This window comes from Mixta gaviniae (assembly GCF_002953195.1).
In the GTDB taxonomy this organism is placed as follows: domain Bacteria; phylum Pseudomonadota; class Gammaproteobacteria; order Enterobacterales; family Enterobacteriaceae; genus Mixta; species Mixta gaviniae.
On record NZ_CP026377.1, the window covers coordinates 2394166 to 2408353 of the forward strand.

Sequence of the window (14188 nt, forward strand, 5' to 3'; positions counted from 1 at the left end):
GATTAACGCTATCCCCAGACTCGTGCTAGAATCGCCGGGTCGATTAACGCGGCTGCGCATTTTTTGAGCTTTGCGGCCGCCAACAACAATGACCATAAGGATTACAGCTATGGGTTTTCTTTCCGGTAAGCGCATTCTGATTACTGGCGTTGCCAGTAAACTCTCCATCGCCTACGGTATTGCACAGGCGATGCACAAACAGGGCGCGGAACTGGCTTTCACCTATCAGAACGATAAACTGAAAGGCCGCGTTGAAGAGTTCGCGAAAGAACTGGGCTCCGATATCGTTCTGCCATGTGACGTTGCTGAAGATGAGAGCATCACAGCGCTGTTTACTGAACTGGCAAAAACCTGGCCTAAATTTGACGGTTTCGTTCACTCTATCGGCTTCGCCCCGGGCGACCAGCTGGATGGCGACTATGTGAACGCCGTCACCCGCGAAGGTTTCAAAATCGCGCACGACATCAGCGCCTACAGCTTTGTCGCAATGGCGAAAGAGTGCCGTGAAATGCTGAACCCGAACTCAGCACTGCTGACCCTTTCCTACCTGGGTGCAGAGCGCGCTATCCCGAACTACAACGTGATGGGTCTGGCGAAAGCCTCTCTGGAAGCAAACGTGCGCTATATGGCGAACGCGATGGGCCCGGAAGGCGTGCGTGTTAACGCCGTTTCCGCGGGTCCGATCCGTACCCTGGCGGCGTCCGGCATCAAGGACTTCCGTAAAATGCTGGCGCACTGTGAAGCGGTTACGCCGATCCGTCGCACCGTGACCATCGAAGACGTGGGCAACTCCGCGGCCTTCCTCTGTTCCGACCTGGCCGGCGGCATCACCGGCGAAGTGGTTCACGTTGACGGTGGTTTCAGCATCGCTGCCATGAACGAACTGGAACTGAAATAAGGTTCCCAGGGCGAGGCATCCGCCTCGCCCTTTCCCACCCGCTCTTCTTCCGCTTTGTCTACCCGCTATTTTTTACCTTTGTCTACCCGCTATTTTCTCGCCTTGCCCTCTCAGCGATTCCCTCCTCTTTTCACGTTATAGCTTTCCGCTATTTGTTATCGCCGAACATTCTTTGATGCCACCTTTCGCTTGTTGCAGGATAGTCCTGCCATTCTGACCCGAATTTGCGGCGTTTTATGCTGGACTTTAGCGCCCCGGGTTTGCCCACTTGTGAAAGGAACGCTCATGGAACCACGCCGTTATTCCGGCAACAGCCACTGGTATCATGAAACTCAGGCCAGCTATCGAGCCGAACAGGCGCCCCCGCTCTACCCCGAAGCGGCAGAGGCGGAAGATCGTTTTTTGCTCGGCCTGCAGCAACAAGGCGATGCCGCCCTTGCCCCGCTGTTTAATCACTTTTGTCATACGCTGCAGGCGGGGCATGCGCTCAGTCTGCGGCTGCTGCCTGTCGACGTGACGCCGACGCTGACCCACACACTGACGCTCTATGATCGGCTCGCTGCTGCCTTGACGGTGGCGCAGGTGAATAATATACAGCGCCTGTGCAATCACTACGCCGCGCGGCTTAATCCGCTGCCCGGCCCCGATTCTTCGCGCGAAAGCAATAACCGGCTGACGCAGATGACGCAGTTCGCTCGCCAGCTCGCCAGCCAGCCGGCAGTGATCGACGCCGCCGCGCTCCAGCGGCTTGACGACGTAGGGCTGACCGCGCCCGATATCGTCGCTATCTGCCAGATTATCGGCTTTGTCAGCTGTCAGGCGCGTGTGGCGGCAGGGGTACAGGCGCTGCTCGGCCTGCCGGTACGCTGGCTGCCGGGGCTGAATGAGATGATTGATGCACAAGCGCAGCGTTTCGCCGCTCAGCGCGCCTGGCGGCCGCGACTGGCGCCGCTGGAGCGGCGCTATGCCAGCGCGCAACAGCTGGCGGCGATTGACGTGGCGCAGAAACAGTGCGCGCTGAAAGAGATGATCTGGCTGCTTGCCTGGGATGAACAGGCGCTGGACGCCTGGTGTGGCTGGCAGATGACATTGCCGCCTGCCAGCGAGACGGAGCGGCTGGCGCAGGCGGTGGCGGCGCGCATTAACGGCAGCGCTCCCTGCCTTGAGGGCTATCACGGCCCGTACGCGGACGCTTTACGTCAGGGGATCGATGCCGCGCTGGACGCCAGCCGCCGCGATCCGCTGGCGCAGGCGCTGATTCAGTTCGCCGCTCAGCTGACGCGCGCGCCGGATCGCCTTAGCGCCGCACATTTGCAGCCGCTGCTGGCGCAGGGCGTATCGCAACAGCAGCTGTTCGCGCTGGTGCTGCACGTGGCGCTGGCGGGATGGAATAACCGGCTAGTGCAGGCGCTGGGCGAGCATTAAGCCTCGCTGAGGATGCGCCGCACCTCATCAAAGAAATGCTGCGACAGCGGCGTGGCGCGTCCCGGTTCCGCAATCACCACCGCCGCGTGACGCGCCATCGGCGCGATCGCCAGCGGACGGCGATGTAGCGCCGGGTTCATCTCAGGCAGCAGGTGCCCTACCGGCGCAATCAGGCAACCGAGGCCCACCTGCACGCCCTGGAGTAGCTGAAATATCGAGGTGCTTTCCATGATCACGCGCTGCGTTACGCCCGCTTCGCGAAAGCTGGCGTCAAGATAGCGCCGGAAATAGCGGGTCGGCTCCGCCAGGCAGAGCGGCAGCGTAGCGATATCCATGACGCGCAGCGTGTCGTAGGCATCCAGATCGGGAAAATGGTCGGGGTGATAAACCAGCTCGACGCCATTATCGGTGAGCGATTCCGCCTGAAAATGCAGTTCACGCAGCGTCGCCAGCTCAAAAAAGCCGATGCCGACATCCACGGTGTGGCTGTTAAGCGCCTCCAGCAGCTGATCGGCGCTGAGTACTGCGATGCGATAATCAAGCTGCGGATAACGATCGCTGACCATCTTCAGCAGCAGCGGCAGCGATACGCTGCACTGAGGCACTACGCCAATCCGCAGCGTGCCGTTCACGCCATGCTTCAGCGATTCGACTTCCAGCTTCAGCCCCTGATAAACCGACACGATCTCGCGTGCCCAGGCAAGCACCCTTTCGCCTTCGGCAGTAAAGCCATCAAAGTTATTGCTGCGGTTGATCAGCGACAGGCCTAATTCACGCTCCAGATTTTTCAGGCGCATGGAAAGCGTCGGCTGGCTGACGAAACTCGCCTCCGCCGCGCGGCCAAAATGGCGCTCACGCTCCAGGTTGCAAAGATAAATAAGTTGCTTGATATCCATAGTTATTATAATTCAATGAGTTAGGATAGATACGGTTATGCTGATTGAAAATCGTCTGCTCGCAGGCGTGCTAATTTAAAATTTACCATGCCTTCCTGCGCGTTTATCTGGCAAGCAAAGGGGTTAGTTGCGCCTTTATGGGTGAATTATCTTAGCACACTAACAATGTCCTCCTAAAAGTTGTGCTAACGCGGGTGAGGGATTTCGCTCTTTGTGTTAACAAAGCGCGCTTTCGCCATCGCTATACCGCTCGCTGTTACCCTCGCCTTGCCTGTTTCTTACCTGACGCCAAAACAGGAGCAGCAGATAGTTCAAACAAGATCTCCCCTCTCCCCATCAGCTTAGTGAATGCTGTTTATTGTCTTTTCCCTTCTGTGCGCAGGCACCACGCCGAACGCAGGAAACCGACTGAGCCAGATAATGGAAATGCGAACACGCGATAATATTGATCGGCAGTCATTAATCCCTCTCTCAACCTCGTAAACGGCAGGGGTTCACTATAAGAGTGATAAAACGTGCTTGCTCTTTTGTGGAAGGGTTATTAGCACTGAATTTTCTTTATTTCGCAGGTAGCAATAACGTTTATCCCTGCTGAAGTGCGTAATAATTACTATGAAACTGGCAACATACTTTTTTTGAGAAATATCATCCTGTGCTAAAAGGCCTTATACAAACCACGTAAACAGAGATAAGGATTTTTACTCGCCAAAACCGGGCGACGCGTTGAGACATTGCTGCTTAATATAGTTCTGAAGGCCGGTTATTTGTTTTTTGGCGATTTCAATTCGCTCCCGGAGAGTAAAATAATTCCGTTCAGCGGCGTCATTAAGTCGGGCGCCGGCTGCATCATCCAGGCGGGAGGCGGCGGCAGACGCGGCGGGACAGGTTGCCGCGACGCGCAGCCGCTTACGGCCAGCAGCAACATCCCGCTGCAGGCGATCGATAGTCGTTTTCGCATCGTTTAATTCTCGCGTGTATTTATCATCCAGTGCAGCAATCTCGCGCTGGCGCCGTTGGATCTCATCGAGGGCATGGTTGGCCTGACTAAACTGCCGTTCAGCCGTGTCAGCACGCTGTAACTGCTCAGCAGCGGCATAGCGGTAATACCCGGCCAGCCCTCCCACAGCGACAAAAGCCGCAAGCAACAGACCAGTTAATATTATTCGCCAGTTAAAGATCATCTGCGTTCTCCGCCAGGCACATTGAACGTTCCATCTCGCGGCGGTTCATCAAGCCGCGCCATCTCATACCACCAGCGTAAACCCAGCGGTGCAGTTCTTCACAGGCGCTTTCGACATCACCGGCATTGAGCTTCTTCAGCAGAGTGGAGTGAGAAAAAGCGTCTATCCCCACGTTATAAGTAAAGCTGTAGAGGGCGGCGCGTTGATACTCGCCCAGCGGCACTTTTATAAGCGGATCAACCTGCTGTTTCAGTTGCCGGATGCGTTGATGTAAAAGCTGATCACACTCCCCATCGCTGTAGGTCTTGCCCTTAATCACTTCGGGCCCGGTTATTCCGTCACAGACCGTCCAGACGCCAATGACATCTTTATAAGGCTGGTAAGTCCGCCCTTCGACGCCATCCTTACCGCCAAGGAAAGCCGTTGTAATCAACATGGCGCCGCTGCCGGCGGCTGTAATCAGTTTATTGCGTAGACTGTTGGACATAGCCATAATCTCTCCCTCTTTGGCAGTCCGCAGCCGTGCTGCTGTGTAAGACAGCGTCAGCTTGCGTTTATCATACCCGTTTTGCCACATCAGATTTGCGTCAGTGGAAGCGTCAAGCGATTATCAATCCGGTTTATTTTCTATCGATAAGAAACCGCAGATAAAAGTGCGCAGAGCGCGTGAAAACCCGCTTCATCCCATCATCTGATATCAATAAAGTTTTAATTCAAACCGATATCACATAAATAAACCAACGCAGTCATTAACCTTTCGAGACTATTTTTACGCGCGAAAGGCTGGAATGGATAAAGATTTAGCGATTAACCCGGCGTTAATTTTACCCCCTATTTCTTATAAAAGGCTTTTACTCTTTTGGGTGCGGCAATAATGCTATTTATATCGGCTAAAACTCTTATCCCTGCTGTCGCAGAGGTAGACTATTACTACAACGTCATGCCCTAACGCCGGTTTATCGCTTAGCGCCTTCATTAATTTAATCATTCTATTTCCTGATTCAACGTTTGCCTGCGTATTGCCCCCTTGAGGCTAATCGGGCCACGTTCGTACTGGGGATAGTAAGCTGTACGCATAAAAAACGGGGCTGTATAACTGAACAGCGCCCGTTTAGGGCGATGAAAATTGACGCAGATACATCAACCAGCACAGGCTTAGCAGGTAAATGCGCCTTGATATTAAACGGCGCCCTCTCCAGGGCGCCGAGTCTCTTATCAGAAGTAAGCCAGTTTTCGGTTGACCCCGTTAATCTTAACCGTGATATAGCCTGCCGGTGCCGCTGAGGCGGCCGGTGCCTCTGCCGCGGCGGTAGCCAGCGTCACAATGTTATTATCAAAACCGTAGCCGGCGGCTCCGTTGTGATAGGTCATCTTAGTGGCCAGCTTCAGGCGACTTTTATTGCTGAGATCCGGGGTATTTTCCGTGAAGTCAGGATAAAACAGCGAGCTTTGGCCTTCATCGAAACGGGTTGGGCCCGTGTTTTTAAGATTCAGGATCACATCGCCGCAGTTCGCTTTCAGTTTGACCCACACTTCACAGGTTCCGCCTGAGTTAGCCGACAACACAAAGCAATCATTCACGCCAGAATCGCCTTCGAAATGGATATTACCGTCAACGGCGTTATCTGAGCGATAGAGGTTAACGTAAGTTTTGCCGCACACATTGCTGAGCAACGGCGCGTCAACGGGTTTGGTATCAACGTCCGTCTTAGACTTACCGTTAATTTCCAGATGCCAGTGCTGGTTAGCATAGCGGAAATGAAATTTCCCTACGTGGAACCATTTATCTTCGGTGGTGCGGTTACTGATACGGTAGCCGGAGTACCAGCCGGCACGCAGCGAGCCGGTCATGACCGTGCCGTAGTTCTCATCACGGCGCCAGCCATCCTCATAGGCGCTCAGCCAGCCGGCGCTGGTCGGCGACAGGTCGACGCGTCCGCCAGACTGCAGATTCAGCGCGCGAAACATTACGCGCGCATGGCTCATCACCATGGGGTTATCGGAAGATTCAATACTGAGCGCATCGATGATCCACTGGCCGTTAGTTAAATCCCCCGGGAAGCGGGTGTGTTCAATCCAGACGTTACGCATCAGGCCCTGCGTGACGCGCGGCATATAAAGCGTGGCGTCGCTGTAGCCCAGCTGGAAATTGGAGTTGGAAAGCTCAATCGCCGTGGAGTGATCCCAGTGGCCGTTAGGGGCGTTTGACCAGGTCACCTCAAATACCCTGCCGTAGGTATTTTTGGAATAGATCTGATCGAGTCGGGTATCAAGCGTATCCACCAGCTTAAAGGCCGCGCCGCCGTTATTCTCTACGCGGCAGGCGGTAATATTCACATATTGACCGGCGACAACCGTATTTTCGAAAAACACCTGGTTATTACTGATTTTATCTGCCGGGATGGCACCGGTGATGGCTTTCACATCGGCGGTCGCCTGGCCATCCCAGAACAATCCGCGGATAGCGGTACGGCGTGCGTTAACTTTGAATACCGGCGCTTTGGATTTATCAGAGATAATAATGGTGCGCGGCTGTACGCCATACTCACAATCATCCCCGTAGACGTTGAAAAACGGCATCTCCTTTTCGCCGCTGAGATCGATCGGGTTCACCATAAATTTACCGACCGGAAAACGAATGCCTACATCATGGATCGGGTTTTTGGTGAGATCCATCTCAGGCGAGGAAAAGCCCTTCGCCCATGTCAGCATACGCAGGCAGGCATCGCGGTTCACGCTGCCGTTATCGGCATCTTTCGTTTTATCGCCGAGTAGTCGCTTGCCACCGAAGTGATAAATATTGATCGCCTCGACGCTGTCGATGATGCGTTGCCAGTAAAAACCGCTGCCGACGGCGACGGTGCCGCCATCATCCGCCGGCGTGGCGTTGCTTCCTTTAAAGGCGACAAAACGGCCGCCGCCCTGAAAGGTATCATCTTTATCGTAGTAACGTTTGAGCATGGCGATATCGCCAGAGGCGGCAGGTACGGTCGTGCGCAGTTGAGCAAATGAATTAACTTCAATCATGGTATTTCCTTCTTAGGTTAAATGAGCCATTCGGCTCGTGGGGTGTTTACAGCGTTGTTTTACCGCGATAACGCGGGCGCTAACGTAACGGGCGCTTTGAAAGCCGCCGTGACGATGGTTTTGCGCCACTGGATGTGGCGCAGCGCCGCCGCGTTTATCAAAACGCGCGGTTAATCACGGCAAGGGATAAAGAGTGTGTTTGAGGTGCAATAAAAAGGTCGCCACGGAGGCGACCTTTGATAATGATGATTGTAGAGCCGCCGTCAGGGGCTTTCCCTGCCTTCGGATTCGGAGGCCGGTGCTGTCCATTTTATTGACGGCGGCTGGGAATACTATACCCCTGAAAATGGGGAAAATGAAAAATACAGAATATGCCTGGAGAAAAGCGTGCCGGGTCAGGATGGCGGCGGCCCTATTTTACCGTTGCGTTATCAATGGTGCGGATGGCCGTACCGTCCTGCTGTTTAATGATATTAAGCTGCACGCTGTCTGATTTACGCGTTGCCAGCACGTTGATATCCTTTTCGTCATCGCAGTTAAAATCGCCCTGTAGCGACAGGGCAACCGCATCAAGGCTGCTGTCGGTCGAAAATGGAATATAGGTCACGTGGTTTTGCTTATCGATAATTTTCACCCCGATAGCGCCGGTGGCCGTATTCTGATAAAGATCATAGACTTTTCCATTGCGTGAATCGGTGTCGATCAGCTTATCGGCTCCTATATAAATGCCGGAGGTCTGCACTACAGCATCGATGTCTGACCCACCCGTTGTGCCTGCTGTATCGACAATTTTCATATATTTAAATGTTGGCGCGACAGCTTTGTAGGCGTCCAGGTCATATCCAATAACGGAGCCATGGCCCGCCTGGCCGCTGGAAAGACTTTTAAAAGAGGGAGAAAGCTTAGTCCAGGTCGTCAAATCATTGGATACATAGGCATCCCAGGATTCATACGTCTCAGCCTCATACACATAGACCTCCGCATTATTTGTCCCATCGGGTAACAATGCGTACGGATCGAACTCAAGAATAATATAACCGCCATCAAGCGTTGCAAGCGTATTGGCCGAAGTATAGTAATCCGGCGCGCCCAGGGCCTGAGAGCCTATATTATTAGGCGCTTTGGCATTCGGACCAGGCTTATATTCTACGACTTTTGTCGCATAACCAACGGCATTCCCCGGTATATCCCCATACCCCTTATAACTCTGAGCAAAAGTGGATGAAGCGCACAGCAAACAGAGTGCAGCGAGAGATACTTTTTTCATGGTCTCCTCCATTAATGTAAAACCTGATTTAAATATCTGGCTGATAAAAAAGATTGGTGGGATTGATTATGAAATCGATAAGCAGTTTGAAAATCAGTTTCGCTATTGTGTCGCTCAGCATCAGGGGCAGAAATCGCCGCTCGCGACGCAGCGATTTAAATACTTTCTGCGGTCATTTCCAGCAATGGCTGCCACTCTCATGCTTACATTGGCAAACCAGGCTCCTGATTCAACTTCGGCGCCAGAATATACCCTCTCTGGCGCAGCTGCTGCGCAATGCGCTTACCGCGTTGCCTGTAGATCGAACCACATAGCCGTAAGGCTTGTTGTTTGCGTCACTGTCCCGCGTTGGCGGCGGGCCTGAATGGTAAAGAGCGGCGCCGCTGATGCGGCGGGCCAGCAGTGCTGGCGCTATTCTTTCATCATCGTTGCGGTAAGGCTTTTCAGCCTGCTCGCTGAACGCTATAATTAAAGAACACTTAAATTATCTATCTAAAGGAAACTTAAGTCAAGCGGATTTAAGATATCTTAACTATGACAATGAAAACGATCGGCGATCGCCTGCGTGCGAGACGCAAAGAGTTAAGGTTGACGCAAAAGGATTTAGCCTCGCGGGTGGGGGTTTCTCATGTCGCCATCTCTCAATGGGAGAAAGACGAGACCGCGCCCAGAGGCGATAACCTGCTTCGCCTGTCGGAAGCGTTGGGCTGCGCGCCCTCCTATCTGCATACCGGGGATGGCGCAGCAACCAACGTCGCCCCTGGATCAATGGATTTTCGCGCCGTGCCTGTAATTAGCTATGTGCAGGCCGGATACTGGACGGCAGAATGCACTATCCGTTCTATAGAAGGAGATATAGAGTTTCTGCATACGAATATGGAACTATCAGACTCAGCTTTTACCTTGATTATCAAGGGCAATTCCATGGAGCCGGATTTTCGCGAAGGCGATGCGGTAGTGATCGATCCTGAGGTGATTCCGCTTCCCGGCGATTTTGTGGTGGCGAAAAACGGCGAAGAGGAAGCGCTGTTCAAGAAGTATCGGCCTCGCGGCATTATTTCAGGCCAGGAGGTGTTTGAGCTGGTCCCGCTTAATGAAGATTACCCTACGCTGCGTTCAGATCAGGTGCCGATACGCATCATCGGCACGATGATTGAGCATCGCAGATACCGGAAAAGGCGCTCTTAACCGCCCACCCACTCTAGCCCGCCGCGTGCGGGTTTTTTTATGCCGACGCCCTCACTCTCTTTCCCCAGCGGCTGAGGGTGCCAGAAGCGCACAGCAATTAAAGTTATCTTAATTGATAAACTTGACAGATAACTTAAGTTATCTTAAATTTATCAGGCCTGGTAATGCGCTTCGCACCGCCAAAGGCCGCGCCCGTTAACGCCATCATGATAAAAATCATTCACCGCAGCGCCTGTGGCGGCTCTCGCACGCCTGCATGTTGTGAGCGATGAGCAGCAGAGCATGTCGCGGCATGCCTTAAGCGGCCGCCATAAACAGAAACAGGACGCAGCGGCACCTGCTGCGTCTGAAACCGTTTGGAGGATCTTATGACCACGATTAGCTATGGCACTTCAGTCGCAGTAAATGCAAAAGCGCGCCGCCATGCGCGCCGTCGGGCCGCTGCGATGCAACGTGAATATCTGGAAAGCATCATTGACGCGGCTTTCGGCGTCAGTCCGGCGGCTGCGGCCCCTCCCCGCCGTGTCGATAAAGCGGTTAACTTACCTTCACTGCGGGAAAAACCGTATAAGGGGGCGGTCTGTTTGCCGGGCGTGGCGCTCTATGCCGGCGCAATAGCCAGGGGAGAAAAAAAATAATGAAGCACGCCTGACGATGTTTGCGGTAGCGCACATCAGCCGTGCAACAGGGGTCGCTCTGGGCCATGCTGACAGGGTAAAAGCGCGCTGCGCGCCTTTACCCTGTTCACTGATGATTCGATTTTTCACCGAAAAAGTAGAAACCCAGCGGCAGAGAGAAGATAAGGGTCAGCACCAGGGTGTAGACGACAACCATCGCGCCCTGCAGCAGGTACATCTGCGTGGTCCATTCAGAAAGCGGCAGGTTATATTCTTCAATAACGCCGCCGATGGTGGCGCGCACCAGGATCACTAACGCCACGCAAAACACCACGGAAATGGAAAGCAGAAATTTTTTCCCTTCGGGCCGTTTTAATTTCTCGCGTATCACACCTTTTCTCCTGTAAGAGATTATCGCTGCGCTACCTTATCATTAATCGCCTCTGGTTGCCTGTTCGCCCGCGGTTTTTTGCCGTTCAGCATCGTGCTTTTCCTGCGTGGCGATACGCTAAGCGAGCCTGCTAATACCGGGCCCCTCCTCCCTTGCTGTGGCTCCCCTGTCACTCTATTTAATTGTCAATATAATAATTACAATGTTAATTATTGCGGAGTACTGGACAACGCTATCATCTCTTCTGGTAAGGTATGCGCCACTCACGCCACGAACCAGGAAAATGCCATGCTGTCTACTCTCATCTATCGCAGTCATCTCTGCGATGACGTTCCGGTAAAAATCCTGGAAGAGATGGTGAGCAAAGCCAATAAGCTCAACGAATCCTATGATGTCACCGGCATTTTGCTCTTTAACGGCACGCACTTTTTCCAGGTTCTGGAAGGTCCCGAAGAGGCCGTTCTCACCATTTACCAACGTATCTGTCGCGATCCGCGTCATCATAATCTGGTGGAGCTGTTACGTGACTATGCGCCTTCCCGTCGCTTCGGCAACACCGGGATGGAGCTGTTTAATCTGCAGGAATATGATCCGGCCTCGGTGCTGCAGGCGGTGCTGGATAAAGGCACCACCAAATATCAGCTGACCTACGACGACAGAGCGCTGCTGTTTATCCGCACCTTTGTCGAGGCGCGGGAAAAAGAGAACTATTATGAAGTGCCGCCGGCGGACGCCTGGGATTTTCTGGTGGACGACGATTTTGTTCCGGCAGAACAAACGGCCGTGGTCGAGGCGCAGCCTTACAGCTACGCTTTCCAGCCGATTATCGACCCCTTTTCGCGCGCGATTGTCTCTTTCGAAGCATTGCTGCGCAGCGGAGAGGATGGCTCGCCGCGCAGCTATTTCGCGCAGCCGGTCAGCGAGGAAGCCTACCTGCTCGATCTGAAGTCGAAAAAACAGGCTTTCGCGCTGGCCAAAAAGCTTGGCCTTGATGCCCTGACGCTGTCGATTAACCTGATGCCGATGTCGTTAGTAAAAGTGCCTGATGCGGTGGCGTTTCTGCTGCAGGAGATTGAAGCGAACGGCCTGGTGCCGGAGCAGATCGTGGTTGAGCTGACTGAAAAAGAGGTCATTTCCCATGAGGAAGAGTTTGAAACGGCGATAAAACAGCTGAAGGCGGCGGGCATCAGCCTGGCTATCGATAACTTTGGCGCCGGCTCGGCTGGCCTGCTGCTGCTGACGCGCGTCCAGCCCGATAAGATCAAAATCGATCGCGCGATTATCAGCGAGGTACATAAAAATGGCGCCAAACAGGCGATCGTGCAGGCGATTATAAAGTGCTGTTCTTCGCTGGAGATTGCGGTGATTGCCGAAGGCGTGGAGCAACCTGAGGAGTGGATGTGGCTGGAAGCGGCGGGCATCTATAACTTCCAGGGACCGCTGTTTGCCAGTGCGAAGCTGAACGGCATTCCTGCCGTTGCCTGGCCGGAAAAGAACTGATTAAAACGGCGGCGCCCGCCGCCGTTTCATCAACCGCCATGGCGGCAGCCTGCCGCCATTCAGCGCTGAGGCGAATGACGGCTCAGCGCGCGTCATCAGTGACTCCCCCGATGCCAGGCGTTTAGCCGACGTCAGTTATTCACCCGACGCAGCCGCTTAGCCAACGCCGTCAGGCGTGACTTGCAGCCGCCTTTTCCAGCGCCGCCTGGATAGCTTCCGATAGCTCGTTGATTTCAAACTTAGCGACGTAGCCGTCAGCGCCCACTTTACGCACATGTTCTTCGTTGGCGCTGCCGGAAAGCGATGAGTGGATCACGACCGGGATCTTTTTCAGATGCTCTTCGCGCTTGATATTGCGCGTCAGGGTAAAGCCATCCATTTCCGGCATCTCCAGGTCAGTCAGCACCAGCCCGATACGGTCGCTGATCGGCTGTCCTGCCGCCTGTGCTTCCAGCGCAATCGCCTTGATTTTTTCCCAGGCTTCCAGACCGGTAGTATGCATGATGGCTGGCAGGCCCATGGTTTTCAGGCCCTGCTCCAGCATTGAGCGTGCCACTTTTGAATCTTCCGCCACGATCACTGCGGCGCCCGGCTTCATTTTAAACGCGCGCTCCTGAATCTCTTTCGGCGCCGCGTCGCGCACGGACGGGATAATATCGTAAAGGATCTGTTCGACATCCAGCACCATCGCCAGGCTGTTGCTCTGGCCATCGCTGTCGAGACAGGCGATGCTGGTAATATTGCGGCTGCTGACGCCCGATTCGGCGGTATGCACCTGGCTCCAGTCCAGACGGACGATATTATCCACCGATTCCACGGCGAAAGCCTGGGTGCTGCGCGCATATTCGGTCACCAGCAGCAAATTAAGACCGGTCGAAGGCGTACAGCCAGCAACGGCGGCCAGATCGATAACCGGGATGATCTGCTCGCGGATATTGGCCATGCCCAACAGCGGCGACTGCATACCCGCCGCGCGGGTAATGGTCGGCATCGGCACGATCTCGCGCAGCTTAAATACGTTAATGCCAAACAGCTCTGCTTTTTCGCTATCGGGAGAAGATCCCAGCCGAAATAATAACAGTTCGAATTTATTAGATAAGGCGAGATTCGCTCTCTCATCAATATCTTTCTGGAAGTTATCCATTTTTACCTCAGGGTTATTATTGTGGCTGGCTTAAGCGCACAATGCGATTTCTGTAGGGCGTTTCAGCCGTCCCCGGCCCGATAACGTTTAGGCTTATGCTGCCGCTCTAATAAGTTATCGGCAGATAAAAATAAAAATACAGAGGCAAAGCGCTATCTCTCTGCGCTTTCTGTTCTATGACGCACAGTTTGGCGCAAAGGCGACAGCGCGCGGCCGTGCCCGCCACGCTGAAAGGCGGCTTACGGCAATATGAGCAAGGCGGAAAAAACGTGAAGAATAAAAAAACCCTGACCTTGTCGATCAGGGTTATCGGCATCAACCGGGGCAGAGATCAGTGTTTGCCGTCCGTATCGTAGGGATCGCCCTTGTCATCGCCGCTGTCATCGCGCTTACGTGGGATTTCTCCCTCCTGATCTGGCGCGCCACTGGCGGCGAAATCATCTTCTTCGTAAGGATTCGGCGCATGAGGCGCATCTTCAGGCAGGCCGTGATGCTCGTTATCGTCCGGGTAAGGCTTGTTGTGATCGGGGCGTTCTGACATAGGTTCCTCCATTAACGCAGGTAAGTGAATAAAGTATAGGCGATAGCCCGGGATAGCGCTTTGGCGTGACAGGGTAAAGTATCGGATAACGCGCCAGGATAGCGCTCCGGCAG

Annotated in this window: 14 protein-coding genes; 6 read left to right on the top strand and 8 right to left on the bottom strand. The window is 54.0% G+C overall.

Translation table 11 applies throughout. The features are described from left to right. Window positions 1–109: 109 nt before the first annotated feature. Together fabI and C2E15_RS11120 are read left to right on the top strand one after the other, a co-directional pair. Window positions 110–898, top strand: a complete 789-nt coding sequence (gene fabI / locus C2E15_RS11115; RefSeq protein ID WP_104957421.1) for an enoyl-ACP reductase FabI — start codon at window positions 110–112, stop codon at window positions 896–898. 285 nt (window positions 899–1183) lie between these two features. Beyond that, entirely contained in the window at window positions 1184–2323 is a 1140-nt protein-coding gene (locus C2E15_RS11120) for a CMD domain-containing protein (RefSeq protein WP_104957422.1), read from the top strand. On the opposite strand, the gene C2E15_RS11125 is transcribed toward C2E15_RS11120, so the two are convergent. The 5 genes from C2E15_RS11125 to C2E15_RS11145 all read right to left on the bottom strand — a co-directional run bounded on the left by C2E15_RS11125 (window position 2320) and on the right by C2E15_RS11145 (window position 8694). Then, window positions 2320–3219, bottom strand: a complete 900-nt coding sequence (locus C2E15_RS11125) for a LysR family transcriptional regulator (RefSeq protein ID WP_104957423.1) — start codon at window positions 3217–3219, stop codon at window positions 2320–2322. The genes C2E15_RS11120 and C2E15_RS11125 overlap by 4 nt on opposite strands. A 698-nt stretch (window positions 3220–3917) precedes the next feature. Next, a complete protein-coding gene (locus tag C2E15_RS11130) occupies window positions 3918–4400 on the bottom strand; it encodes a lysis protein (protein WP_104957424.1) in 483 nt (160 codons plus the stop codon). Continuing rightward, window positions 4390–4887 carry a lysozyme gene (locus C2E15_RS11135; protein ID WP_167391916.1) on the bottom strand — a complete coding sequence of 166 codons (498 nt, stop codon included), beginning with the start codon at window positions 4885–4887 and terminating at the stop codon, window positions 4390–4392. Before C2E15_RS11135 ends, C2E15_RS11130 begins: the two co-directional genes overlap by 11 nt. Window positions 4888–5615: 728 nt before the next feature. Continuing rightward, entirely contained in the window at window positions 5616–7427 is a 1812-nt protein-coding gene (locus tag C2E15_RS11140; protein ID WP_104957425.1) for an amylovoran biosynthesis protein AmsF, read from the bottom strand. Window positions 7428–7839: 412 nt separating this feature from the next. Then, window positions 7840–8694, bottom strand: coding sequence for a cell envelope biogenesis protein OmpA (locus C2E15_RS11145; protein ID WP_104957426.1), 855 nt, complete (start codon window positions 8692–8694; stop codon window positions 7840–7842). Between C2E15_RS11145 and C2E15_RS11150 the strand changes: the two genes are divergently transcribed. The 3 genes from C2E15_RS11150 to C2E15_RS11160 all read left to right on the top strand — a co-directional run bounded on the left by C2E15_RS11150 (window position 8693) and on the right by C2E15_RS11160 (window position 10520). Continuing rightward, window positions 8693–9058, top strand: coding sequence for a hypothetical protein (locus tag C2E15_RS11150; RefSeq protein WP_104957427.1), 366 nt, complete (start codon window positions 8693–8695; stop codon window positions 9056–9058). The genes C2E15_RS11145 and C2E15_RS11150 overlap by 2 nt on opposite strands. A gap of 170 nt (window positions 9059–9228) precedes the next feature. Further along, complete coding sequence (locus C2E15_RS11155) at window positions 9229–9882, top strand: LexA family protein (RefSeq protein WP_104957428.1); 654 nt, start codon at window positions 9229–9231, stop codon at window positions 9880–9882. Window positions 9883–10238: 356 nt separating this feature from the next. Beyond that, window positions 10239–10520, top strand: a complete 282-nt coding sequence (locus tag C2E15_RS11160) for a transcriptional antitermination N peptide (RefSeq protein ID WP_245912250.1) — start codon at window positions 10239–10241, stop codon at window positions 10518–10520. Between the two features lie 106 nt (window positions 10521–10626). On the opposite strand, the gene C2E15_RS11165 is transcribed toward C2E15_RS11160, so the two are convergent. After that, complete coding sequence (locus C2E15_RS11165; protein ID WP_104957430.1) at window positions 10627–10890, bottom strand: DUF2534 family protein; 264 nt, start codon at window positions 10888–10890, stop codon at window positions 10627–10629. A gap of 288 nt (window positions 10891–11178) precedes the next feature. Between C2E15_RS11165 and C2E15_RS11170 the strand changes: the two genes are divergently transcribed. Next, window positions 11179–12390, top strand: coding sequence for a diguanylate phosphodiesterase (locus C2E15_RS11170; RefSeq protein WP_104957431.1), 1212 nt, complete (start codon window positions 11179–11181; stop codon window positions 12388–12390). A gap of 169 nt (window positions 12391–12559) precedes the next feature. Here C2E15_RS11170 and C2E15_RS11175 read toward each other — a convergent pair whose 3' ends face one another. Both C2E15_RS11175 and C2E15_RS11180 read right to left on the bottom strand, forming a co-directional pair. Continuing rightward, a complete protein-coding gene (locus C2E15_RS11175) occupies window positions 12560–13534 on the bottom strand; it encodes a chemotaxis protein (RefSeq protein ID WP_104957432.1) in 975 nt (324 codons plus the stop codon). A gap of 331 nt (window positions 13535–13865) precedes the next feature. Beyond that, a complete protein-coding gene (locus C2E15_RS11180) occupies window positions 13866–14075 on the bottom strand; it encodes a hypothetical protein (protein ID WP_104957433.1) in 210 nt (69 codons plus the stop codon). Between the last annotated feature and the right edge of the window lie 113 nt (window positions 14076–14188).